Annotated in this window: 27 protein-coding genes; 17 read left to right on the top strand and 10 right to left on the bottom strand. The window is 72.4% G+C overall.

Going from position 1 to position 23,141, the window contains the following annotated elements:
• Positions 1–24 precede the first annotated feature (24 nt).
• The 7 genes from AB4Y76_RS15185 (at position 25) to miaB (ending at position 7,624) form a co-directional block, all read left to right on the top strand.
• Positions 25–990: a glutamate-cysteine ligase family protein gene (locus AB4Y76_RS15185; protein ID WP_441926720.1), complete on the top strand. Its 966-nt coding sequence runs from the start codon at positions 25–27 to the stop codon at positions 988–990.
• Positions 987–1,976 (top strand): hypothetical protein, encoded by a 990-nt coding sequence (locus tag AB4Y76_RS15180; RefSeq protein WP_441926718.1) that lies wholly within the window; start codon positions 987–989, stop codon positions 1,974–1,976. Before AB4Y76_RS15185 ends, AB4Y76_RS15180 begins: the two co-directional genes overlap by 4 nt.
• Complete coding sequence (locus tag AB4Y76_RS15175; protein WP_441926716.1) at positions 1,973–2,371, top strand: MAPEG family protein; 399 nt, start codon at positions 1,973–1,975, stop codon at positions 2,369–2,371. Before AB4Y76_RS15180 ends, AB4Y76_RS15175 begins: the two co-directional genes overlap by 4 nt.
• A 14-nt stretch (positions 2,372–2,385) precedes the next feature.
• On the top strand, positions 2,386–3,069 hold the full coding sequence (locus AB4Y76_RS15170) for a gamma-glutamyl-gamma-aminobutyrate hydrolase family protein (protein ID WP_441926714.1): 684 nt from the start codon (positions 2,386–2,388) through the stop codon (positions 3,067–3,069).
• A gap of 84 nt (positions 3,070–3,153) precedes the next feature.
• On the top strand, positions 3,154–3,546 hold the full coding sequence (locus AB4Y76_RS15165; RefSeq protein WP_441926713.1) for a hypothetical protein: 393 nt from the start codon (positions 3,154–3,156) through the stop codon (positions 3,544–3,546).
• A 145-nt stretch (positions 3,547–3,691) separates the two neighbouring features.
• Entirely contained in the window at positions 3,692–6,076 is a 2,385-nt protein-coding gene (locus AB4Y76_RS15160) for an Ig-like domain-containing protein (protein ID WP_441926711.1), read from the top strand.
• Between the two features lie 51 nt (positions 6,077–6,127).
• Positions 6,128–7,624: a tRNA (N6-isopentenyl adenosine(37)-C2)-methylthiotransferase MiaB gene (miaB, locus tag AB4Y76_RS15155; RefSeq protein WP_441926709.1), complete on the top strand. Its 1,497-nt coding sequence runs from the start codon at positions 6,128–6,130 to the stop codon at positions 7,622–7,624.
• 4 nt (positions 7,625–7,628) lie between these two features.
• Here miaB and AB4Y76_RS15150 read toward each other — a convergent pair whose 3' ends face one another.
• Positions 7,629–7,853: a hypothetical protein gene (locus AB4Y76_RS15150; protein WP_441926707.1), complete on the bottom strand. Its 225-nt coding sequence runs from the start codon at positions 7,851–7,853 to the stop codon at positions 7,629–7,631.
• Between the two features lie 42 nt (positions 7,854–7,895).
• Complete coding sequence (locus AB4Y76_RS15145; RefSeq protein WP_441926705.1) at positions 7,896–8,903, bottom strand: AraC family transcriptional regulator; 1,008 nt, start codon at positions 8,901–8,903, stop codon at positions 7,896–7,898.
• Between the two features lie 57 nt (positions 8,904–8,960).
• Between AB4Y76_RS15145 and AB4Y76_RS15140 the strand changes: the two genes are divergently transcribed.
• The gene (locus AB4Y76_RS15140) at positions 8,961–9,215 is read left to right on the top strand and encodes a DUF4242 domain-containing protein (RefSeq protein WP_441926703.1); all 255 of its coding nucleotides are present in this window, start codon (positions 8,961–8,963) and stop codon (positions 9,213–9,215) included.
• Positions 9,216–9,272: 57 nt separating this feature from the next.
• Here AB4Y76_RS15140 and AB4Y76_RS15135 read toward each other — a convergent pair whose 3' ends face one another.
• Positions 9,273–9,476, bottom strand: coding sequence for an antitoxin (locus tag AB4Y76_RS15135; protein ID WP_441926701.1), 204 nt, complete (start codon positions 9,474–9,476; stop codon positions 9,273–9,275).
• Positions 9,477–9,557: 81 nt separating this feature from the next.
• Here AB4Y76_RS15135 and miaA point away from each other — a divergent pair, with 81 nt between their 5' ends.
• Complete coding sequence (gene miaA / locus AB4Y76_RS15130; protein ID WP_441926699.1) at positions 9,558–10,478, top strand: tRNA (adenosine(37)-N6)-dimethylallyltransferase MiaA; 921 nt, start codon at positions 9,558–9,560, stop codon at positions 10,476–10,478.
• Here miaA and AB4Y76_RS15125 read toward each other — a convergent pair.
• Positions 10,456–10,626, bottom strand: a complete 171-nt coding sequence (locus AB4Y76_RS15125; protein ID WP_441926698.1) for a hypothetical protein — start codon at positions 10,624–10,626, stop codon at positions 10,456–10,458. The genes miaA and AB4Y76_RS15125 overlap by 23 nt on opposite strands.
• 76 nt (positions 10,627–10,702) lie before the next feature.
• On the opposite strand from AB4Y76_RS15125, the gene AB4Y76_RS15120 reads away from it, so the two are divergent.
• Complete coding sequence (locus AB4Y76_RS15120; RefSeq protein ID WP_441926696.1) at positions 10,703–11,227, top strand: dihydrofolate reductase family protein; 525 nt, start codon at positions 10,703–10,705, stop codon at positions 11,225–11,227.
• 26 nt (positions 11,228–11,253) lie between these two features.
• On the opposite strand, the gene AB4Y76_RS15115 is transcribed toward AB4Y76_RS15120, so the two are convergent.
• Positions 11,254–12,441, bottom strand: coding sequence for a hypothetical protein (locus AB4Y76_RS15115; RefSeq protein ID WP_441926694.1), 1,188 nt, complete (start codon positions 12,439–12,441; stop codon positions 11,254–11,256).
• On the bottom strand, positions 12,438–12,968 hold the full coding sequence (locus AB4Y76_RS15110) for a SigE family RNA polymerase sigma factor (RefSeq protein WP_441926692.1): 531 nt from the start codon (positions 12,966–12,968) through the stop codon (positions 12,438–12,440). The genes AB4Y76_RS15115 and AB4Y76_RS15110 overlap by 4 nt, the downstream gene beginning before the upstream one ends.
• Positions 12,969–13,065: 97 nt before the next feature.
• Here AB4Y76_RS15110 and AB4Y76_RS15105 point away from each other — a divergent pair, with 97 nt between their 5' ends.
• Positions 13,066–14,073, top strand: coding sequence for an aldo/keto reductase family protein (locus AB4Y76_RS15105; protein WP_441926690.1), 1,008 nt, complete (start codon positions 13,066–13,068; stop codon positions 14,071–14,073).
• A 64-nt stretch (positions 14,074–14,137) separates the two neighbouring features.
• Positions 14,138–14,977: a diaminopimelate epimerase gene (gene dapF, locus AB4Y76_RS15100; RefSeq protein ID WP_441926688.1), complete on the top strand. Its 840-nt coding sequence runs from the start codon at positions 14,138–14,140 to the stop codon at positions 14,975–14,977.
• 13 nt (positions 14,978–14,990) lie between these two features.
• On the opposite strand, the gene AB4Y76_RS15095 is transcribed toward dapF, so the two are convergent.
• Together AB4Y76_RS15095 and AB4Y76_RS15090 are read right to left on the bottom strand one after the other, a co-directional pair.
• Positions 14,991–15,473 carry a PaaI family thioesterase gene (locus AB4Y76_RS15095; protein WP_441926686.1) on the bottom strand — a complete coding sequence of 161 codons (483 nt, stop codon included), beginning with the start codon at positions 15,471–15,473 and terminating at the stop codon, positions 14,991–14,993.
• Complete coding sequence (locus AB4Y76_RS15090; RefSeq protein WP_441926684.1) at positions 15,470–16,930, bottom strand: DHA2 family efflux MFS transporter permease subunit; 1,461 nt, start codon at positions 16,928–16,930, stop codon at positions 15,470–15,472. The genes AB4Y76_RS15095 and AB4Y76_RS15090 overlap by 4 nt, the downstream gene beginning before the upstream one ends.
• A gap of 76 nt (positions 16,931–17,006) precedes the next feature.
• Between AB4Y76_RS15090 and AB4Y76_RS15085 the strand changes: the two genes are divergently transcribed.
• Entirely contained in the window at positions 17,007–17,657 is a 651-nt protein-coding gene (locus AB4Y76_RS15085) for a winged helix-turn-helix transcriptional regulator (protein WP_441926682.1), read from the top strand.
• A gap of 76 nt (positions 17,658–17,733) precedes the next feature.
• Positions 17,734–18,510: an SDR family NAD(P)-dependent oxidoreductase gene (locus AB4Y76_RS15080; RefSeq protein WP_441926680.1), complete on the top strand. Its 777-nt coding sequence runs from the start codon at positions 17,734–17,736 to the stop codon at positions 18,508–18,510.
• 149 nt (positions 18,511–18,659) lie between these two features.
• On the opposite strand, the gene AB4Y76_RS15075 is transcribed toward AB4Y76_RS15080, so the two are convergent.
• Positions 18,660–18,860, bottom strand: coding sequence for a hypothetical protein (locus AB4Y76_RS15075; protein ID WP_441926678.1), 201 nt, complete (start codon positions 18,858–18,860; stop codon positions 18,660–18,662).
• Positions 18,857–19,063 carry a hypothetical protein gene (locus tag AB4Y76_RS15070; RefSeq protein ID WP_441926676.1) on the bottom strand — a complete coding sequence of 69 codons (207 nt, stop codon included), beginning with the start codon at positions 19,061–19,063 and terminating at the stop codon, positions 18,857–18,859. The genes AB4Y76_RS15075 and AB4Y76_RS15070 overlap by 4 nt, the downstream gene beginning before the upstream one ends.
• Before the next feature lie 78 nt (positions 19,064–19,141).
• Here AB4Y76_RS15070 and hflX point away from each other — a divergent pair, with 78 nt between their 5' ends.
• From hflX to AB4Y76_RS15055, 3 genes are all read left to right on the top strand, one after another.
• On the top strand, positions 19,142–20,674 hold the full coding sequence (gene hflX / locus AB4Y76_RS15065; RefSeq protein ID WP_441926674.1) for a GTPase HflX: 1,533 nt from the start codon (positions 19,142–19,144) through the stop codon (positions 20,672–20,674).
• Between the two features lie 60 nt (positions 20,675–20,734).
• Positions 20,735–22,480 (top strand): DUF2207 domain-containing protein, encoded by a 1,746-nt coding sequence (locus AB4Y76_RS15060; protein ID WP_441926672.1) that lies wholly within the window; start codon positions 20,735–20,737, stop codon positions 22,478–22,480.
• A 67-nt stretch (positions 22,481–22,547) separates the two neighbouring features.
• Positions 22,548–23,141 (top strand): LemA family protein (locus AB4Y76_RS15055; protein WP_441926670.1); only part of this gene is annotated, 594 nt, incomplete at its 3' end.

The raw sequence follows: 23,141 nt of genomic DNA, 5'->3' as shown, positions 1-23,141 counted from the left end.
GTCCTTACGTTATCAGGAGCAGCCATGAACCGTCGCCACCTCCACCGGCACGTCGCCCGGCTGTTCGCGCCGGCCGCGGTCACCACCCGGGTCGGGATCGAGCAGGAGCTCTTCGCGATGGACCTGGTCAGCGGCGGCAGCGTCGATCCCGACCGGGTCCGGTCCGCGGTCGCCGGCCGCTCCTACGCCCGTTGGATCGGCTTCGAGCCCGGGGGACAGGTCGAGCTGAGCCTGCCGGCCGTCGACGACTCCGCCGCCGCCGTCGCCGGTCTCGCCCGGGTCACCGCGGCCCTGGCCGCCGACCTGCTCGCCCGCGGGATCGTGCTGGACGCCCGGCCGGTCCGCGCCACCGCACCGGCCACACCCCGCTACCTGCGCTCACCCCGGTACGACGCCATGGAGGCGCACTTCGACACCGTCGGCCCGGCCGGGCGCCGGATGATGCGGGCGACCGCCTCGACCCAGGTCTGCCTGGACTGGTGGCCGGGAGCGGCCGGGCTGGAGCAGTGGCGGGTCCTGCTGCTCGCCGGGCCGTTCCTGGCCGCCGCGACCGCGCGCGGCATTGGACCTGACGGTCGGCTCGCCACCTGGCTGGCGGTCGACCCTTCCCGGACCGCTTTCGACGACCGGCTCCTGCACGGTGAGGACCCGGTGGCGGCGTACGCGGGTTTCGCCGCGGGTGCCGGCCGGTTCGTCGGCGGGGGAGCAGCCGGGCACCTGAGCACGCTCTTCCCGCCGGTGCGCCCACGCGGCCGCTACCTGGAGATCCGGTTCCCGGACGCCCGTCCGTCCACCTGCGTCGCAGCGCTGGTCGACGGGCTCGCCGGCCTGCTGTACGACGACGCCCGCCGCCGCCGCGCGCTGGCCGACCTCGCCCCCGAGGAGCACCGCCTCGCCGACCACTGGGCCGCCGCGGCCGCCGGGACCGGCGACGTCGACCGCGGCCGGGCTCTCCTCGGCGGCGCCCGGACCGAGGAGGTGGCGGCGTGAAGGCACTCTTCGTCGTCGACCCGCTGGACTCGCTCGACCCCGCGGTCGACGCCTCGGTCGGTCTCATGCTCGCCGCGCAGCGCCACGGCCTGGAGGTCTGGGTCTGCGGTCCGGAGCAGCTCCGGGCCGCCGACGGCCGGGTCCTCGGGGCGGCACGACCGGTCGAGGTCGACGAACCCCGGACGGCCCGGGGCCCGCGCTGGGACGTGCCGCGGGACTGGTGCCGGTCCGGGCCGGACGCGCTGCTCGACGTCGCCGCCGAGTTCGCCCAGGTGCACCTCCGGATCGACCCGCCCGTCGACGCCCGCTACCTGCACGCGACGTACCTGCTCGACCTGGTCGATGCCGGCGGCGTCCCGGTGACCAACCGGCCCGCCGGGATCCGCGCCCTGCACGAGAAGCTGGTCGCGCTGCGGTTCCCGGAGCTCTGCCCGGAGACTCTGGTCAGCGCCGACCCGGCCGAGCTGCGCGCCTTCGTCGCCCGCGTCGGGACCGCCGTCGTCAAGCCGGTCGACGGCTTCGCCGGCCGGGACGTCTGGCTGCTGCACGACGACGACGCGGCCGCCGCGCTGGTCGGCTCGGCGACGGCCGCCGGGCAGCGCCACGTCATCGCCCAGGCGTACCTGGCCGACGTCCGGGACGGCAACAAGCGGCTCTTCCTCCTCGATGGCGAGCTCGTCGGCGCCGTCCTGCGCCGGCCCGACGCCGGCGACTTCCGGATCGGGATGCCGTGCACCGCCGCCGCACCCGACGCCGCTGACGCGCGCATCGTCGCCGCCCTCGGTCCGCTCCTCCGCGCGCACGGGCTCACCGTCGCCGGGCTCGACGTCATCGCCGGCCGGCTGATCGAGGTCAACGTCACCTGCCCCGGCGGCATGCACAAGACCGACGCCCTGCTCGGCACCGACCTGTCCGGCGCGGTCGTGCGCCGGCTCCTCCACCGCACCACCTCCACCACCAACCCGGAAGGAAGGCGATCCGCATGAGCGACGTCGTCATCACCTCGATCGCGCTGATGGGCATCCTGCTCTTCGTCCTCGGCGCCAACGTCACCCGGTTCCGCGTCCAGCGCGGCAAGTCCGGGGGCACCCAGCAGCCCACCCAGCCCGACGACCCGATGCTCGTGGCGATCCGCGCCCACGGCAACGCCGCCGAGTACGTGCCGACCCTGGCCGTGCTGCTCATCGTCACCTCGTTCTTCGTGGACAGCTGGTGGCTCGACACCCTCGCCGTGGCCGCGGTCGTGGCCCGCTACCTGCACGGTGTCGGGATGCTCGCGAGCGGCAGCCTGGCCCGGCGGACGCCGTTCAAGGAGGCGGGAGCCCTGCTCACCTACGCCACCGGGATCGCGCTCGGCGTCACCGCGCTGATCGCGCTCTGAGCAGGGTGAGGAGCATGACCGGGCCCGTCGTCGGGGTCGTCGCCAGCGGCCATGTCGTCGCACGGCACTGGGGCGGGCTCCCCGTCACCGGTACGCCGTCGGGGTACGTCCGCGCGCTCGCCGACGCCGGCGCGCGGCCGGTCCTCCTCGCCGGCGCGCTCGCCGCCGACCAGCTCGACCTCGTCGACGCCGTCGTGCTCACCGGCGGTGGCGACGTCGAGCCCGCCCGGTACGGCGGCCGGCACCCCGCCAGCGAGATCGACCCGGCGCGCGACCAGGACGAGGTCGCGGTCGCCCTCCGGGCCGCCCGCCTGGGGATGCCGCTGCTCGGGGTCTGCCGGGGCCTGCAGGTCCTGGCCGTCGCCTTCGGCGGAACCTTGCGCGGCGACCTGGGTACGACCCACGTCCTGCCTCCGGGCGCCGCCTCCACCGGTGGGCACCTGGTCACGCCCCGGCCGGACTCGCTGGTCGCCGCGTTGCTCGGTGGCCGTGCGCTGGTCAGCTCGGTCCACCAGCAGGCGGTCGCCGACCCGGGACCGTGCTGGTCGGTCACCGCACGTGCGGAGGACCGGGTCCCGGAGGCCGTCGAGTGGGTCGGGCCGCAACGCTGGGCCGTGCTCGGCGTGCAGTGGCACCCCGAGCTCGACGGCACCGGGCCCGCTGTCTTCGGCTGGCTGGTCGAGCGGGCAGCGGCCTGATCCCGACGTGACGCGCCCCACGTTTGGCGGGCTGCGATCCGGGCATCGGGGACCTGAAGCGTCCCGCCCGTGAAGGAGCCGTCGATGAAGAAGCCGTCTCTCGTGGGTCAGGTGACCCACGCTGCCAGCCACCCGGTCTCCTCGCTCGCGTACGCCGCCGGCGTCGTCCGCGGTTTCGCCGCCGCGGTGCTGCGTGTCGCCGCGGGGGAGCGCGGGCCGGTGATGCCCGGCGACCTGCCCGGTCCGGTCGCGGCGCCGGTCGAGGAAGACGTGGCGCCGGACGAGGTCGAGGAGGTCCCGTTCGCCGAGGTCCCCTTCGCCGAGACGCCGGAGGAGACCGACGACCTGCCCGACGGCGTGGTCGCGACGCTGCAGGCCCACGACCCGGTCGGGGACCCGGTCGACCACGCCGCGATGCGGGCCTCGCTCAGCGAGAGCGACACCCTGCGCCGGGCGGCGGAGCGGTTGCCCGACTGACGAGGGTCCCCAAGAAGCACGGTCTACGGCGTTGGGGCGCTGGGGAGCATCCTGACTGGACCACTGCTGCGGAGCGCGGATACCCGTCCGCCTCGGCTGCTAGCGTCCCGGTCCTCGGACTCCTGCCCCCTCCCTGGGAGATCTCATGGTCCAGCGCGCCCTGCGTCCCGTCCCCGCCCTGCTCGCCACGGTCCTCCTCGTCCTGGCCCCTGTGGTCCAGGTTCCGGCTTCGGCAACGGACCAGACCTGGTCGACACGTCAGGTCGTCGCCAGCAGCGAGTTCCCCTACTACGCCCCGCGTGCGCTCGACGTCGGGGCGGACGGGGCGTTCTATGCCCCGGCGATCACCGAGTACGCCGGTGGCAACCTGGCGACCGGGCACGTGGTCCGTTTTCCGGGCGACGGAAGCAGGAGCAACACCGACTGGTCCTGGACGTTCGACCTGAGCGCACCGGGGTGGGCGCCGACCGGGTACCCCCTCGCGCTGGCGCACGACGCAGCAGGCAACGTCTACGCGGCAGCGATGGTGAGCACGCCTCCGGTCCCCAGCCGCGGATGGCGGCTGGCCGTGCTGAAGCTGCCCCGCGGTGCGCAGCAGTGGCAGGAGCTCCCCTTCGACCGCGACCTGGTCTACCAAGGCCCGGGCTCGACCACGGGGGGCAGTCCGCGACTGGCCGTGACGCCGGACGGTGATGTCTACCTGACGCAGGTCGAGGGTGCCGCCGGCGTGCTCTACCTCCCGTCCGGAGCCCAGCACTCGAGCCTGATCCCGTTCCCGGGGTACGCCGGTGCGGCGGACGGTTTCACCCATCAGGTCGATCTGGTGAGCGCCAGCACCGGGGCCGTCTACCTCATCGGCATCGACCCGACCAGTCAGGCCGGGCTGTGGTCACTGGCTCCGGGGGCAAGCACCTGGCAGCTGGTGCGGCACCTGACCTACACGAACGGGACGCACGCGGCAGACCTCGGTTTCGACTCGATCGGGTCGTTCGTGCTCGCGATCGACCGAGCCGACCACCTCTACACGATGGTGCACACCCGGGAAGGCCCCGACCCTGCCGGAGGATGGTCCGTCGCAAGGCTTCCGCTCGACGACTCGGACTTGTTGCCGCTGGCCGTGGTGAGCGAGCGTCCGGTCGACATGGTCGGCACCGCGGACGGGGTCGCGTACCTGACCTCCGGCGTCTACGAGGTCCACCCGTCAGCTCCGCAGAACGCGGATCCGGTAGCCACCGACGGTGAGCGGCAGGTCAAGGGCGGCCGGACCTCCGGGCTGGTGCTGTCGGCCAGCGATCCCGACGGCGACCCGCTCACTTACGCCGTGGTCGGCGGCCCGGACCACGGGGCCCTGGCCGGCACGGCACCCGACCTGACCTATACCCCTGACCCCGGCTACTCCGGTCCCGACGAGGTCGCCTTCAGCGTCGACGACGGTCACGGCGGCAGCGCGAGCGCGACCGTCGCGATCACGGTGACCGACGCGGTGTCCGGAACCTCGAGCGTGTCGCAGCAGGTCGCGCCGGGTCAGTCGGTCTCCACCGGTTCGGAGCCGAACGGGGACCAGCCGACGACGTCCGCGGTGGAGAGCCCGAACGCGGGCTCGATCACGATTTCCGAGGGCACGGTCGCGCCCGCCCCTGGCGGCTACGCGGTGCTCGGATCCGGGTTCCACGTCGAGGCGCCGCTGGCGAGCGCCGAGGACCCGCTCCGCCTCCGTTTCGGCCTGGACCTGGCCGCCCTGCCCGCCGGCCAGAGCGCGGACGACGTGACGGTCTTCCGCGACGGCGTCGCGATCGTGCCGTGCGCGGATGACAGCGGCACGGCGACCCCCGACCCGTGCGTCCTGGACCGGGAGTCGCACGACGGGACGTTGACGATCACCGTGCTCTCGTCGCACGCGAGCGAGTGGCTGCTCGCCGTCCCGAAGCGCTCGACCACGACGGTCCTCACTGCACCGGCGGGCGCGGTCTACGGCAACCCGGTCACGCTGGCCGCGACCGTGTCGGGATCCGGGGGCGCCGACCCGACCGGCAGCGTCGTGTTCCGTGACGTGTCGTCCGGCCCGGCGGTCGTTCTCGGGACGGGCCCGGTCGGCGTCGGCGGTGCGGCGTCGCTCACGGGGCTGAACCTCCCTGTGGGCACGCACCGGTTCACGGCCGCCTACGTCGGCGACCCGTCGTCGGCGGCTAGCCTGTCCGCGCCGGTACAGGTCGTCATCTCGAAGGCGCCGGTCGTGGTGACGACGACGTCCACGTCCGGACTGCTGAGCCTCCTGACCTTCAAGGTGGCCTACTCCTCGGTCGTTCGCAGCCGAGTGACCGGCGCGCCGCTCGCCGGGATCAGCGTGACCACCCGGATCAACGGCGGCTCGGCCAGCGCTGGGTGCACGGCCGTCACCAATGCCTCCGGCGTCGCGTCGTGCAGCTCCGGGCCGGTCCAGATCGCGCTCGGGTCGCCGTACACGGCCACCAGCACCGCTACGGCGAGCTACCTGCCGGGTTCGGGGTCGGGCAAGGTGTCCTTGTTCTGACCGCGACACGATTCGGGGCCGCGGCTCGGTGCGCCGTACCCTTGTCGCGCTATGTCTGAACCGCGCACGTACCAGGTCCGCACCTACGGGTGCCAGATGAACGTCCACGACTCCGAGCGCCTCTCCGGGCTGCTGGAGGACGCGGGCTACACGGCCGCACCCGAGGGCGAGCAGGCGGACGTGGTCGTCTTCAACACCTGCGCCGTCCGCGAGAACGCGGACAACAAGCTCTACGGCAACCTCGGCCACCTGGCCCCGGTGAAGGCGAAGCGCCCGGGGATGCAGATCGCGGTCGGCGGCTGCCTCGCGCAGAAGGACCGGGCCACCATCACCCAGAAGGCGCCCTGGGTCGACGTCGTCTTCGGCACCCACAACATCGGGTCGCTGCCGGTGCTGCTGGAGCGGGCCCGGGTCGCCGAGGAGGCGCAGGTCGAGATCCTCGAGTCGCTCGACGTGTTCCCCTCCACGCTGCCCACCAAGCGCGAGTCGGCGTACGCCGCCTGGGTGTCGATCTCGGTCGGCTGCAACAACACCTGCACCTTCTGCATCGTGCCGAGCCTGCGCGGCAAGGAGAAGGACCGCCGTCCCGGCGAGATCCTCGCCGAGATCGAGGCGCTCGTCGCCGAGGGCGTCACCGAGGTGACCCTGCTCGGTCAGAACGTGAACACCTACGGCGTCGAGTTCGGCGACAGGCTCGCCTTCGGCAAGCTGCTCCGCTCCTGCGGCGGGATCGCGGGCCTCGAGCGGGTCCGGTTCACCTCGCCGCACCCGTCGTCGTTCACCGACGACGTGATCGCCGCGATGGCCGAGACCCCGAACGTGATGCACCAGCTGCACATGCCGCTGCAGTCCGGCTCCGACAAGGTGCTCCGCGACATGCGCCGCTCCTACCGGGCCGACCGCTTCCTCGGCATCATCGACCGGGTCCGCGCCGCGATGCCGGACGCCGCGATCAGCACCGACATCATCGTCGGCTTCCCCGGCGAGACCGAGGAGGACTTCCAGGGCACCCTCGACGTCGTCCGCCGGGCCCGCTTCGCGAACGCCTTCACCTTCCAGTACTCCAAGCGTCCCGGCACCCCGGCCGCCGATCTGCCCGACCAGGTCGACCCGAAGGTCGTGGGTGAGCGGTACGAGCGGCTGGTCGCCCTGGTCCAGGAGATCTCCTGGGAGGAGAACCGGAAGTTCGAGGGCGAGGTCGTCGAGCTGATGGTCGCCGAGGGCGAGGGCCGCAAGGACGCCGAGACGCACCGGCTCTCCGGTCGCGCGCGGGACAACCGGCTGGTGCACTTCACCCCGGTCGACGACGACGGCAACGCGGTGGCGGTCCGGCCGGGCGACATGGTCGAGGCCCGGGTCACCTACGGCTCGCCGACCTACCTGATCGCGGACGGCCCGCTCGTCGCGGTCCGGCGTACCCGTGCGGGCGAGGCCTGGGAGAACCGCACCGCCGCGCCGAGCACGTCCACGGGGGCAGCCGGGGTCGGGCTCGGCATGCCGGGCCTCGGTGTCCCGGCGCCGCTGCCGGACGTGCCCGCCTGCGGCTGAACCTCTAGTCCGTCGGCTCCTTGCTCGGGTCGGACTGCGCGGTGTTGCTGTCCGGTTCCTCGGGCTCCTGGAGCTCGTCGGGGATCTCGTCGGCCATCTGCTCGGTCAGCGGCTCGTCGGGCGGCACCGGCGGGAACGGCCCCTTCTGCTCGACGGCGTCGGGCCCGCCGGCCAGGTTCCCCGGGTCCGGGTCTTCGTCGATGGTCGGCACGGGAAGCTGATCTGTCATGACCTGCCGGTGCCCGTTCCGGCCGGTTCGCATGCGGGTGAGTCAGTCGCGGGTGCGCCAGCGGCCCGGCGGGACGCCGTGCTTGCGCTTGAATGCACGGCTGAACGCCTCCTCCGACTCGTAGCCGACCCGGCGGGCGATGGTCGCGACGCCCAAGGTCGTCGAGGAGAGCAGGTCCTGGGCCAGGTGCATCCGCCAGCCGGTCAGGTACCGGATCGGCGGAAGGCCCAGCTCGGTGCGGAACCGCTCGTCGAGCACGGACGCCGACACGCTCGCCGCGGCGGCGAGGTCGCCGACGGTCCACTTGCGCTCGGGTTCGGCGTGGATCCGCGCCATCGCGGCGGCCACGACCGGGTCGCGCAGCGCCCGCACGAAGCCCCGCTCGGCCGCGGGGGCACTCGCCAGGTGCAGCTTGAGAACCTCGACCAGCAGCAGCTGGACCAGCATCGGTGGCGTCTCGACCTGCTCCGCGCCGACGAGCTCGGTCTGCTGCAGCGCGAAGTCGAGACTGGCACGGACCCACTCGGCCGCGACCCCGGTGGGCGTCACGACCAAGGTGGGCGGCAGCGCTCGCAGCCCGGGATCGAACAGCGGGTCGTCGCAGGTGATGTAGCCGCAGACGATCCGGGTCTGGTCGCCTCCGTCGCCGTGCACGATGTACGGCATCTTCGTCCACGGCGGGCGCGGGACCAGGGTGCTGGCATCGACCACCACCGCGTCCTGGGTGCCGCCCATCCGGTGCCGGTCGGAGTACGGCAGCACGATCACGTCGCCGGCGTTCGCCCAGTGCCGTTCGTGGCCCTCGACCTCGATCCAGCAGGTCCCCGAGGCGACGACGTGGAAGGGCACGATCCGCGGTGCGCCGGGAGCGAGGATCGCGCCCAGGTCCTTGCTGGGTACCGAGCGGAACGCCCACCCCTCGGTGTACTGGGCGTGCAGGAAGATCGCGCCCTGGATCCGGAGCCGGGTGAGCGTCTCGGCAAGTGCTTCGGCGGGTTCCCGATCAGGTACGCCGGGGGCGCGGTCATGGTCCGAGAGGGACGGGGCCACGAGGCTGAGTGTGTCAGAGAAACCTCTCGGATCAACCACTCAGCACAGGAGCAAGCAATGCCTCTCTTCATGGATGTCCACGAAAGCCTTCCCGACGGCGCGACCGCCGCCGACGTCGCCGGCGCGCACGCCGAGGACCTCAAGATCCAGGACCGGTACGGCGTGGACTACCGCAGCTACTGGGTCGACGAGGCGAACGGGAAGGTGTTCTGCCTCGTCGAGGCGCCCGACGCCGCGACGGCGGCGAAGGTCCACGCCGAAGCACACGGCCTGGTCGCCGACCAGATCTTCCCGGTCGTCGAGGGAGCCTGACCGGGTGTCGGAGCAGCGAGGGGGGCGTCGGCACCGCCCGGCGCCCCCGGCCCCCGATCAGCTGATGTCGTCGTCGCGACCGTCGAGGCCGTCGAGGACGTCCTTGGCCTTGTCGACGCCGGCGTCGATCTTGTCGTCGTACTTGCCGCCGGTCTTCTCGCCGATCAGGTCGCCCGCCTTGTCGAGGCCGTCGCCGATCTTCTCGCCCTGGCTGTCGACCGCGTCGCCGAGCTTGTCCTTGGCGTCGTCCAGGAATCCCATCAGCCTGCTCGCTCTCTGCCGCACCACGTGATCGCCCGAGCGGGTGCCCGGTCCGGTCCACAGTCTTGGCACACTTGCGCCATGTCAAGAACTCCGGTCGTGGCCGTGGTCGGCGCGACCGCGTCGGGCAAGTCCGACCTCGCGCTCGGCCTGGCCGGCGAGCTCGGCGGCGAGGTCGTCAACACCGACGCGATGCAGGTCTACCGCGGCATGGACATCGGCACCGCGAAGCTCCCCGTCGCCGAGCGCCGCGGCCTCCCGCACCACCTGCTCGACCTGCTCGAGGTCACCGAACCGGCCACCGTCGCCGAGTTCCAGGGCTGGGCCCGCGCGGTGATCGCGGACTGCCGGGCACGCGGCGTGGTGCCGGTCCTGGTCGGCGGCTCCGCGCTCTACACGCGGGCGATCCTGGACGTCTTCGAGTTCCCCGGCACCGACCCCGAGCTGCGGGCCCGCTTCGACGCCGAGCTCGCCGAGGTCGGGCCCGGCGAGCTGCACCGCCGGCTCGCCGCGGTCGACCCGGCCGCGGCCGCGGCGATCATCCCGTCCAACGGGCGCCGGATCGTGCGGGCGCTCGAGGTGGTCACGATGACCGGCGAGCCGTTCGTCGCGACGCTGCCGGAGCCGGCGTACGTCGACCCGGCGACGGTCCAGATCGGCGTGGACATCGACCGGGACACCCTGGACCGGCGGATCGCCGACCGGGTGGACGCGATGTGGGCGGCCGGCTTCGTCGAGGAGGTCCGGGACCTGGCCGGTCGTGGCCTGCGCGACGGCCTGACCGCGAACCGTGCCCTCGGCTACCGCCAGGTGCTGGCGTTCCTCGACGGGGAGATCACCGAGGAGCAGGCCCGCGAGCAGACGGTCACCGGGACCCGCCGGTTCGCCCGCCGCCAGGACAGCTGGTTCCGCAAGGACCCGCGGGTCACCTGGGTCCGGTACGACGACCCCGACCGCGTCGCGACCGCCGCCGACGTGGTCAGGCGGCTCGCCGGGGAGTGACCGCCGGCGTGAGCCACACGGCCGCGTCGCACGCGGTGCACACCCATGCGTCCGCCTCGACGGGGAGGAAGACGGTGGCGGTCCCGCAGTCGGCGCAGTGCCGGGTCTGGCCCCGGAGCATCAGCACGTCCTCGATCGGTGCGTCCATGCTCCGAGAGTGACACGCGGCACCGACGGAATCGGGAGCCCGGCGGTGTGTCGGCGGCGGATGCGAGGGTGGTCGCATGGTCACCCAGTACTTCACCGCCTCGAGCCTGGACGGGTTCATCGCCGCCGAGCCGGAAGACGGCCTCGCCTGGTTGCTCACCCGGCAGATCGATCAGGCCGGGCCGCAGGGCTACGAGGCGTTCATCGCCGAGGTCGGCGCGCTCGTGATGGGGTCGACGACCTACCAGTGGCTGCTCGACCACGACGACGGGCCGTGGCCCTACGCGATGCCGACGTGGGTGCTCACCCACCGCGACTTCCCGGCTCCCGAGGGTGACGTCCGGTTCACCGACGCCCCTGTCCCGCAGGTGCACGCCGCGATGGTCGAGGCGGCGGGGGAGAAGAACGTCTGGCTCGTCGGCGGCGGCGACCTGGTCGGCCAGTTCCACGACCACGGACTGCTCGACGAGGTGTGGATCCAGTACGCGCCGCTCACCCTCGGTTCCGGCGCGCCGCTGCTGCCGCGGCGGATCGAGTTCGAGTCTGTGGCCCTCGACGAGAACGGTGAGTTCGCCTGCCGGAGGCTGCGGGTGCTGCGGTGACCGGGCTGGGCTGAGGCGCGGCCCGGTCAGCCCGGGGCGACGTACGGGGTCCGCGCGGCGCGGACCGCGACGGTGCACCGGCCGTCCGGCAGCCCGCAGACCAGCAGGTCGCCGGTCTTCGGCGGCAGGTCGCCCCCGCCCTTGTTCGGGAACAGCACGATCCGGTGGTCGTCGAGCCACTGCACCACCGGGGTCTCGTCCTCGGGCGCGCCGGGGGACCGGTAGCGGGCCGGGAGCGTGAGCCTGACCGGTTCTCCGGTCGGCAGCCGGACGACCGTCGGGTCGCCGTTCGAGTCGACGGCCACGAGGCGCCTGCCCACCTGGTGGAAGCGCGCCATCCCGCGTTCGGTGAACGCGGTCGCGGTGTCGCCGCGCTGCTCGGCCAGCAGCAGCATCCGGGGGAGCGGGCGCAGCTCGGCCTCGAACGCCGCCTGCGGGATCCGCTGCGTGACGCCCGAGGCGAGGTCGTGGCGGAGCAGGAACGGCCTCGTGCAGGCGTGGATGTCGAGGAGCCAGCACCCGGGGGAGGCGGAGTCGGGGTTGAGGTAGATCCGGCCCTCGTCGACGTGCAGCACGCTGTAGTACAGGATCCGGCCGTCGCTCCGGTCCCCGGCGAACGGGATCCTGGTCAGGATCTGGTGGCGGGAGGTGTCGTAGACGACGTAGGTGTCGACCGGGGCCTGGCCGCGCTTCCCCTCGGCCCAGACCACCAGCGAGCCGGGGTTCGAGGTGTGCACGTCGAACATGCTGAAGTGCTGCGTCGCGACCCGGCCGATCGCCCGGGTCTCCGACCCGTCGGTGAACCAGAGGGTGTCGCTGAACCGCCACCGGTCGCTGTCCTCGGTCACGAAGACGACGCCGTCGTCGGTGGCGTCGAGGAAGATCACGTCCGCCGGGGCTTCGATGGTCTTCCTGCCGATGTGCACCGTCCGGCCGGACGCGTAGACCAGGGGGCGGGTGCCGCGGGGTGTCGGGTCGACCACGCCCGGCGACGGGGACGGCGCCGGTTCGGGATCCTCCCGCGCGCCGCCGCGGGAGACGAGGGAGCCGAGCACGATCGCTCCGACCAGGGCCAGCGTGCTGCCCGCGAGCGCCAGCCTGCGGCGCCGGAGCTGCCGCTGCCGGGCTGCCGCCACGACCTCGGCGACGTCGAGGTGGGGATCGGGGACCGCGTCGGCGCTGCGACGCAGCAGGACGCCCAGGGACTCGTTCATGAGGACGGCTCCCGTTCGGTGGTCACGGTCTCGTCGAAGTTCTGGCCGAGGACGGCGCGGAGCCGCTTCAACCCGGCCGCGACCTGGCTCTTGACCGCCCCGACCGAGCACCCCATGACGTCGGCGGTCTGCGCCTCGGTGAGGTCCTCGTAGTAGCGCAGCACGATCGCGGCCCGCTGCCGCGGCGGCACCGTCATCAGCGCCGCGACCACCGCGTCGTGGGTGGCCAGGCCCTCGGCGGGGTCGAGGTCGACCCGCTCCGGGAGGGCGTCCGTCGGCCTCTCGTGGAACGAGCGGCGCCGTCGCCAGGAGATGGACGTCGTGACGACGACCCGCCGGGTGTAGGCGTCCGCGTTGGCGCGGTCACGCAGGCGCGGCCACGCGAGCAGGGTCTTGACCAGCGCCTCCTGGAGCAGGTCCTGGGCCAGCTGGTGGTCGCCGACCATCAGGTACGCGCAGCGGAACAGCGAGGCGGAGCGGGCTTCGACGAACTCGCAGAACGCGGTGACGTCGCTCGCGTTCCGCATGTCCGCCTCCTTCCGGAGTGCCCCGCTCCCGATGTTCCTCCTTCTCCTCAGACGCTGCGAGGCGGGTCGAAGGTTCGCCGGGTGCAGAATCAGGCACATGGAATTCCGATACCTCGGCAACAGCGGCCTGAAGATCTCCGCGATCACCTACGGGAACTGGATCACCCACGGCTCCCAGGTGGAGAACGACGTCGCCACCCAGTGCGTCCGGGCGGCCCTCGACGAGGGCGTCACCACCTTCGACACCGCCGACGTCTACGCGAACACGGCGGCCGAGACGGTCCTCGGGGACGCGCTCGCCGGGGAGCGGCGCGAGTCCCTGGAGATCTTCACCAAGGTCTACTGGCCGACCGGCCCGGGCGGCCCGAACGACATGGGGCTGTCGCGCAAGCACATCCTGGAGTCGATCAACGGCTCGCTGCGCCGGCTGCGCACCGACTACGTCGACCTCTACCAGGCCCATCGGTACGACGTGGAGACGCCGCTGGAGGAGACGATGCAGGCGTTCGCGGACGTCGTCCGCAGCGGCAAGGCGCTCTACATCGGGGTCAGCGAGTGGACCGCCGAGCAGATCCGGGCCGGTGCCGCGCTGGCGAAGGACCTCGGCGTGCAGCTCATCTCCAGCCAGCCGCAGTACTCGATGCTCTACCGGGTCATCGAGCCCGAGGTGGTGCCGGCGTGCGAGGAGCTCGGCATCTCCCAGATCGTCTGGTCGCCGATCGCCCAGGGCGTGCTCACCGGCAAGTACCTGCCGGGACAGCCGCCGCCGGCCGGCTCCCGGGCCACCGACGAGCACGGCGCGAACTTCATCGGCCGGCTGATGGGCGAGGACATCCTCGAGGCGGTGCAGCGGCTGCGGCCGGTCGCCGCGGAGGTCGACCTGACGCTGGCCCAGCTCGCCGTCGCCTGGGTGCTGCAGAACCCGAACGTCGCCGCCGCGCTGGTCGGCGCCTCCAGGCCCGAGCAGGTCGCCGAGAACGTGAAGGCCGCCGGGGTGACGCTGCCGGCCGAGACGATGGCGAAGATCGACGAGGTGCTCGGTGACGTCGTCATCCGCGACCCGGGCCTGACCGCCAAGAACACCCCGGCCGGCCGGCTGACCTGATCCTTCCGGTGGTGGAGGAGGGCGCGCGGCGCCCGACTCGGAACCGCGTCCGTAGACTTCCGGCGTGGACTACTCCTTCGTCAAGGGTCACGGCACCGAGAACGACTTCGTGCTGGTTCCCGATGCCAACGGCCGGCTCGACCTCACCGCCGAGCAGGTCGCCCGGTTGTGCGACCGGCGGGCCGGCATCGGCGCCGACGGCGTGATCCGGGTGGTCCGCACCGACGCCAGCGAGGATCCGGCCGCGGTCGCCGCCCGCGGGGACGCGCGCTGGTTCATGGACTACCGCAACAGCGACGGGTCGCTCTCGGAGATGTGCGGCAACGGCGTCCGCGTGCTCGGCCTCTACCTGGCCACCCACGCCGACGTCGACCCGCGCGATCCGCTGCGGATCGCCACCCGCGCCGGGATCAAGGAGCTGACCTTCGAAGGTGACCGGATCACCGTCGACATGGGCGCACCCGAGGTCCTCACCGAGACCAAGGTCGCCGTCGGCGAGCGCTCCTGGCCGGCCGCCCGGATCTCGATGGGCAACCCGCACGCGGTGGCCTTCGTCGACGACCTCGCCGACGCGGGCCCGCTGCGCGAGGAGCCGGAGTACGACAAGGCGGTCTACCCCGACGGGGTGAACATCGAGTTCGTCGTCCGCCGCGGTGACCGGCACATCGCGATGCGGGTGCACGAGCGCGGCTCCGGGGAGACCCGCTCCTGCGGCACCGGCGCCTGCGCCGCGATGGTCGCGACCGCGATCGCGGACGGCGCCCAGGAGGGGACGACACCGAGGGGTACGCCGTACACGGTGGACGTGCCGGGCGGCACCCTGGAGATCGTCTGGACCGAGGACGACCGGATCCTGCTGACCGGGCCGGCCGTCCTCGTCGCGGAGGGCGTCACCGACTTGTGACGGACGGTCCGGTTCAGGACCCCAGGATCAGGCAGGTCGTCGTGGCGTGCGCGATCAGCTTGCCGTCCGCCGACCACAGCCGTCCCTCGGCCGTCGCTTGGGTGCGACCGCGGTGCAGAACGGTGCCGGTGGCCCGGACCGTGCCCATCCCCGGGCTCATCGCGCGCAGGTAGTGCACGTTGAGCTGGGCGGTCGTGTAGCCGACGCCCGGCGCGAGCGTGGTGTGCACCGCGCACCCCATGCAGGAGTCCAGGATCGTGGCGGCGACGCCGCCGTGGATGGTGCCGAGCGGGTTCGTCATCCGCTCGTCGGGCGACAGCTCGAAGGTGCAGACGCCCTCGTCGATCTCCACCGGCATCATCCCGAGCGTGACCGCGATCCCGGGCGGCGGCACGTCGCCGCGGCCGACCGCCTGCATCAGCTCCAGGCCGGTCAACCGGGCCAGGGCGTCCAGGTCGAGAGGCGTGGTGTCGAGAGGCGTGGTGTCGAGAGTCATGCGGCTTCTCCGATCGGGGTGGGGTCGAGGGTCGGGACCGCTGCCGGGGTGGCGGCCCGTGCCTTGCGGGGGAGGGCGAGCGCGGCGAGCGAGGTGAGCACGCCGCAGATCACCAACATCCACCAGACGCGGTGGAAGTGGTCGAGCGCGGTGGCGGGGGTGACGGTGCCGAGGAGCGCGACGGTCAGCGCGACGCCGAAGGTGGCGCCGAACTGGCGGATCGCCTGGTTCACCGCGGAGCCGGCGCCGAACTGGTCGGTGGGCAGGCCCTGGACGGCCGCGCTGGTCAGGTGCGGGATCACCAGCGAGACACCGAGCCCGCCGATCAGCGCACCCGGGAGCAGGTGGCCGACCCAGTTCGGCTCGGTGGTCATCACGGCGAGCATCCAGAGTCCGCTGGCGGCGTACACGAGGCCGCCGGGGACGAGCAGCGCCCGCTGCCCGACCCGGCCGGCGAGCCGGCCGAGCGACGGCGCGAGCACCATCACGACCAGCGGTCCGGGTGCCATCACCAGGCCGGTCTTCACGATCCCGTAGCCCCAGACCTGGGTCAGGAACAGGACCTGCGCGAAGAACATCGCGGTGAAGCCGATGGTGAACGCCGCGGTCGCGATGTTCGCCCACCGGAAGGATCGGCCTCCGAAGAGGGAGAGGTCGAGCGCCGGGTGCGGGTGGCCCAGCGAGCGGACCACGAAGACGGCGAGGACGACCAGGCCGCCGGCGAGGACGCCCAGGGTGCGCGCGGAGCCCCACTCCCAGTCGTTGCCCTGCACGATGCCGAGCGCGAGCAGGCTGAGCGCGGCGGCGAGGAGCCCGATGCCGAGCGGGTCGGGGAACCGGGTCTGGGTGGCTTCGCGCGACTCCGGGACGCGGCGCAGCGCGAGCAGGAAGGCGGCGGCCCCGACGGGGAGGTTGATGAGGAAGACCGAGCGCCAGCCCCAGGTGTCGACGAGCAGGCCGCCCGCGGTCGGGCCGACGGCGGCGGCGAGGGCGGCGATCGCGCCCCAGATCGCGACGGCGGCGGGCACCTTCTCGCTCGGGAAGACCGAGAGCACGATCGCCAGCGAGGCGGGTACCAGGGCGGCGGCGCCGAGCGCCTGGAGGACCCGGAAGGCGACCAGCAGGGCCGGCGAGGTGGCGGCGGCGCAGAGGGCGGAGGCGAGCGTGAAGGCGACCAGGCCGACCAGGAAGGTACGGCGGCGCCCGAACCGGTCGGCGAGCCGGCCGGCGGGGACCAGGGCCGCCGCTAGCGCGATCGTGTACGCCGACAGGGTCCACGACATCGTCGCGAAGCTGACGTCGGGGAAGTCGGCGCGGAGGTCCTCGAAGGCGACGAAGAGCACCTGGGTGTCCAGGAAGACCATGAACGCGGCCAGGCTGGCGATGCCGAGGACCGCCCACGGGTTGGCCGCGGGCCGGGCCGGGCGCCGTTCGGCGACGGGGGAGTCGGAAGTCATGGCAGGACCCTAGACCCTCGTGGTTTAAAAAATCAACCACTTGATTCAGAAACAAAACCAGAACTACACTGAGCCCGTGTCCAGGAAGAGCTACGAGCAGTACTGCACGATCGCGACCGCGCTCGACCGGATCGGCGACCGCTGGACCCTGCTGGTCCTGCGCGAGCTCTCGTTCGGCGAGCAGCGCTTCACCGACCTGCGCTCGGCCCTGCCCGGGATCGCCTCGAACCTGCTCACCGAGCGGCTCCGCGACCTCGAGGCCGCCGGACTCGTCGAGCAGCACGAGCTGCCCGCGCCGGCCGCCCGGACCGTCTACCGGCTCACCCGCGACGGCACCCGGATCCGCCCGGTGCTGCGCGCGCTCGCCCAGTTCGGGATGCCGTACCTGCCCGAGCCCGACGTCGACGGGATCCGGCCCCGCGCCGCGGTCTACGGCGGCGCCGGCGCCCTCTTCGACGCCGTCGGCGCCGCCGGCCAGAGCCTCCGGGTCCGGTTCCTGCTCGACGGCGAGGAGCACTGGCTCGAGGTCCGCGACGGCCGGCTCGTCCGCGCCGACACCACCGCGACCCCCGACCTCACCTTCACCGGCACCGCGGCCGCGCTCTTCGCACTGACCCGCGGCGACCTCGACGACGAGCGGCTCGAGGTGACCGGCACCCCGGCCGCCCGGGACCTGTTCCGGCAGTGCTTCCCGCCCTCGGCCGCCCAGGTGACGGTCCCCTCCTGAGCGTCCCCGGGTCTCGGGAGGGTCGCAGGGCGACCTCGTCGACCTCCTCACCGCGTTCGGACCTAGGATGCCCGGCATGGACATCAACGGAGCCAGTGCAATCGTCACCGGCGGCGCTTCCGGCATCGGTGAGGCGGCTGCACGGCAGCTCGCCGCCAAGGGTGCCGTCGTCGTCGTCGCCGACCTGAACGCCGAGCGCGGTCAGGCCGTCGCCCAGGAGATCGGCGGCGTGTTCGTCAGCGTCGACGTCACCAACACCGAGCAGATCCAGAACGCGGTCGACACCGCGGTGGAGCTGGCGCCGCTGCGCGCGCTCGTGAACTCGGCCGGCATCGGCTGGGCGCAGCGCACCATCGGCCGCGACGGCAACCCGGACTCGGCGCACAACCTCGACGCCTTCAAGAAGGTCATCGCGATCAACCTGATCGGCACCTTCGACGCGGTCCGCCTCGCGGCCACCGCGATGAGCCTCAACGAGCCGAACGAGAGCGGCGAGCGCGGCGCGATCGTCAACCTGGCCTCGGTGGCCGCGTTCGACGGCCAGATCGGCCAGGCGTCGTACTCGGCGTCCAAGGGCGGCGTGGTCGGCATGACCCTGCCGGTCGCCCGCGACCTGTCCGCCGCCGGCATCCGCCTGAACACCGTGGCGCCGGGCCTGATCGACACCCCGATCTACGGTGAGGGCCCCGAGTCGGAGGCGTTCAAGGCCAACCTCGGTCAGAACGTGCTCTTCCCGAAGCGCCTCGGCGTGCCGGACGAGCTCGCCTCGATGGTCGTCGAGTGCATCACGAATTCCTACATGAACGCCGAGACCATCCGCGTCGACGGCGGCATCCGGATGCCTCCCAAGTGAGTCTCCGGGTGCGCGAGCACGCGTGACGAACGCCCGGTGCGGTCCCTGCGTAAGGGGCCGGCCGGGCGTTCGTACGTCCGGTCCCCTCCCTCACCGCCACACAACCACAGATTGCGGAACCGGAACAGGGTTCTTCGACCCGGAAATGCCTAGGCGGACTGCTCCGGCGGCGGGTCGACCGGTTCCTCGTTCGCGAGGCTCTCGTTGCCGCTGGTGGCCGGCTCCGCCGAACCGCGCACCTTCCCGACGCGCTCGCTGCTCACGCCCATGTCGCCGGCGGTGCCCGAGTCCTCCCCGAACCCCGGTTCGGAGTCGAGGACGTCGCGGGGCTCGCCCGCCTGCTCGCTCATCCGATCTCGTCCGAGGGCTGGTCCAGCGATGTCGCGGCGTTCTCCTCCACGAAGCGATCGGGGTCCGGCCGCCCCGGAACCGGCTCGTCGTCCTCGGCGACGTACGGGCGGGTCTGCGGGTCGCTCTGCTCGTCCTCCACGACCAGCCGCTCGGCATCCACGTCGACGTCGGTGGGCGGTCGCTCCTGCGGTTCCTGGCTCATGCTGCGGGGGTACCCGAGGTCCGCGACGGCATGCACCGGCCCAAACCCGTTGCACCGCGGGCATAGTCTGGACGCCGTATGACGAACACACCTGAACCTTTCGACCTCGGCGACGAGCTCGAGGAGACCGCCGGCTGGGACGAGGACCTCGACCCGGCCGCCACCGCCGACCCCTGGTCCGAGGACGATCCCGAGGACGACCTCGACGAGCCCAGCGTCGGCTCGATGGACCTCGCCGAGCGGTACGCGCTGCGCCGCGTGGTCGGGCTCTCCACCGAGCTCGAGGACATCACCGAGGTCGAGTACCGCCAGCTCCGGCTCGAGCGCGTCGTGCTCGTCGGCGTCTGGACCGAGGGCACCGTCGAGGACGCCGAGAACTCGATGGCCGAGCTCGCGCTGCTCGCCGAGACCGCCGGCTCGCAGGTCCTGGAGAACGTCTACCAGCGCCGGGACAAGCCCGACCCGGCCACCTACATCGGCCGCGGCAAGGTCGAGGGGGTCCGCGAGATCGTCCAGGCGACCGGTGCGGACACCGTGATCATGGACGGCGAGCTCGCGCCCAGCCAGCTGAGGAACCTCGAGGACAAGATCAAGGTCAAGGTCGTCGACCGGACCGCCCTGATCCTGGACATCTTCGCCCAGCACGCGAAGTCCAAGGAGGGCAAGGCGCAGGTCGAGCTCGCCCAGCTGAGCTACATGAAGCAGCGCCTCCGCGGCTGGGGCGGCAACCTGTCCCGCCAGGCCGGTGGCCGGGTCGCCGGCGGTGAGGGCATCGGTGGCCGTGGCCCCGGTGAGACCAAGATCGAGACCGACCGCCGCCGGATCAACGACAAGATCGCGAAGCTCCGCCGCGACCTCCGGGCGCTGAAGACCACCCGGAAGACGATGCGCAGCGAGCGCCGGCGCAACGCCGTGCCGAGCGTCGCGATCGCCGGCTACACCAACGCCGGCAAGTCCTCGCTGCTCAACCGGCTCACCGGCGCCGGCGTGCTCGTCGAGGACGCGCTCTTCGCCACCCTCGACCCGACGACCCGGCGGACCCAGACCTCCGACGGCCGGGTCTACACGATGAGCGACACCGTCGGCTTCGTCCGGCACCTGCCGCACCAGCTCGTCGAGGCCTTCCGGAGCACGCTCGAGGAGGTCGCCGAGGCCGACCTGATCGTGCACGTCGTCGACGGCTCGCACCCCGACCCCGAGGGCCAGCTCGCCGCGGTCCGCGAGGTGCTCGCCGAGATCGACGCCGGCCAGGTCCCCGAGCTCGTGGTGATCAACAAGGCCGACCTGGCCGACCCGCTCACCCTGGCCCGGCTGCGCCAGCGCGAACCTCACTCCGTGGTCTGCTCCGCGAAGACCGGGGAGGGCATCGCCGATGTCCTCGCCGCCGTCGAGGCCGACCTGCCGCGCCCGGCGATCGACGTCCGGGTGCTGCTGCCGTACAGCCGCGGCGACCTGGTCAGCCGGCTGCACGACAAGGCCGAGGTGCTGTCCGTCGAGCACACCGGCGACGGCACGCTGATCCACGCCCGGGTGAGCGAGCAGCTCGCCGGGGAGCTGGAGCTCTACGTGCTGTCCGGCGTCGGCGAGGGCGAGCCGGGCGCCCGGTCCTGACCCGAGCGGACTAGGCGTGCTCGTCCCAACGGAGCGCGCCGGGTCGCTAGTGTCCCCACCATGAAGAAGGTCTTGGGGTGGGGGATCGGTCTCGTCGTGCTGGCGGCCGTCATCGCCATCGGGGGAATCGTCTGGCCCTCCAGCGGCGGCGACGCCCCCGAGGTCTCCTCGATCACCGACTACCGGGCCGACTTCGACGTCCGCGCCGACGGGCAGATGAAGGTCGTCGAGACCATCACGGTGAACTTCCCGACCTCCCGGCACGGCATCTTCCGGTTCTTCGACACCCGGGACCCGAACCACAGCCACAACCGGCTGGTCCCGAAGGACATCACCGTCACCCGGGACGGCAGCCCCGAGGAGTTCCAGGTCCTCACCGAGAAGCGCGGCCGCTACCGGAACGTGAAGATCGGCAGTGCCGGCACCACCGTCTTCGGCGACCACGTCTACCGGATCAGCTACACGATCGACGGCGTGCTCACCGACGGCGTCGGCCGCACGGACACGCAGTTCTACTGGAACCTGGTCCCGCCGGGCTGGCAGATGCCGATCGCGAGGACCCGCCTGGTCGTGCACCTGCCGGCCCCCGCCGAGACGCTGCGCTGCGGCATCGGGCTCGGCCAGGACCTCGACCCCTGCAACGCGCAGGGCGAGGGCACCGACGAGGTCACCGTCGTCACGGGCGCGCTCGCCCCGCACACCCCGGTCACGATCCGCGCCGGTCTCGACATCCCGACCCCGGCGGCCGACACGCTGCCGTGGAGCAACCGGCTCGACCCGGTGCTCGGGCGCAGCCCGGTGCTGCTCGGCTTCGTCGCCCTCTTCGCCCTCGGGCTGGCCGCGGTCGGCGCGGTGCTCAGCCTCTCGACCCGGGAGAAGCCGCCCGGCTTCCCGCTGATGTACGCCCCGCCGGACGGGATCGGGCCGGCGCAGGCGGCGTACCTCCTGACCGAGGACATCGACAACAAGGCGTTCGTCGCGACGATGATGTACGCCGCCGAGAACGGCACCGTCCAGCTCCACCAGGACGGCAAGCAGTGGACCGTCACCGGGGCCGGCAGCGCGGACTCCTGGTCCGAGCTCGACAACGTCACCCAGAACGCCGTCTACGGTCTCGGCGTGACCGCGCCCGGGCAGTCGTTCACGGCCGGACCCGGGACGGTCAGCGCCGGTCAGCAGCTGAAGACCTCGCTGGCGGCGTTCAAGTCGAACACCAAGATCTGGTCGCGCACCGCCGGTCTGATGGAGTCCAGCGGCCTGGGCGGCGGGGGCTGCTTCGTGCTGCTGCTCGCCTGGGGCGCGACGATCGCCCTCGGCGTGTGGAACCCGTTCGACATGTCGATCCTGGCGATCATCCCCGGGCTCTTCGCGATCACCGCGCTCAGCGTCGGCGCGACCGGCGCCGGCACGAAGCGCACCGCCGCCGGGCGCGACCTCTGGTCCCGCGTCGGCGGCTTCCACCGGATCCTCTCCACCCCGTCGGCCCAGGACCGCTTCGACTTCTCCAGCCGCAAGGAGCTCTACACCCAGTACTTGCCGTGGGCGGTGGCCTTCGACTGCGCCGACGAGTGGGCCAAGAAGTACCGGCTCGAGACCGGTGAGGAGCCGCCGGTGCCGGTGTACTTCGGCGGCTACACCGGGGTGCACTCGGCCGGCTTCGTCAACCAGATGGTCGGCAGCTTCGACTCCGCGGTCTCCTCCGCGATCTCCTCCTACGAGGCCACCCAGAGCTCGTCGTCCAGCGGCGGCGGAGGCGGGTTCAGCGGCGGTGGCGGCGGCGGTGGCGGCGGTGGTGGCTCGTGGTGAGAGGCACGGTCCGCTTGAATACCGGTACGGCACGTCGAGACAGCATCGAATCGAAAGCGGGTAAGACATGCTCATCGCCCTGATCGTGATCGTCCTGATCATCGCCCTGGTCGTCTTCGGCGTCGTCGGCTTCAACAAGCTGCGCACGACCGACGTGAGCGCCCAGGAGGCACTCGGCGGGATCGACGTCCAGCTGACCCGGCGTGCGGACCTGATCCCGAACCTGGTCGAGACCGTGAAGGGCTACGCCCAGCACGAGCGTGCCGTCTTCGACGAGGTCACCGCGGCCCGCGCCGGTCTCGCGGCCGCGGCGAAGGGCGACGACGTCCCGGCCAAGGCCGCCGCCGACGCCGCCGTGCAGCAGGCGCTGGTGAAGGTGAACGCCGTCGCCGAGGCGTACCCCGACCTCAAGGCGAACGTGCAGTTCCTCGACCTGCAGCAGCAGCTGCGCGACACCGAGGACAAGATCTCCTTCGCGCGGCAGTACTACAACGACGCCGTCGCGACGCTGAACAAGCTGGTCGTCACGATCCCGTGGATGTTCTTCTCCGGGATCGCCGGGGTCGGCAAGCGCGACTTCTACGAGGCCCCCGAGGGCCAGCAGACGCCGCCGACCGTCGACTTCGGCACCAGCACCCCGCCGGCCCCGCCGGCCCCGCCG

Origin of the sequence: Marmoricola sp. RAF53, from assembly GCF_052114005.1 — a bacterium.
Taxonomy (GTDB): domain Bacteria; phylum Actinomycetota; class Actinomycetes; order Propionibacteriales; family Nocardioidaceae; genus Marmoricola.
The sequence above is the reverse complement of the archived record's forward strand: the minus strand, read 5'-3'. Positions and strand labels throughout refer to the sequence as shown.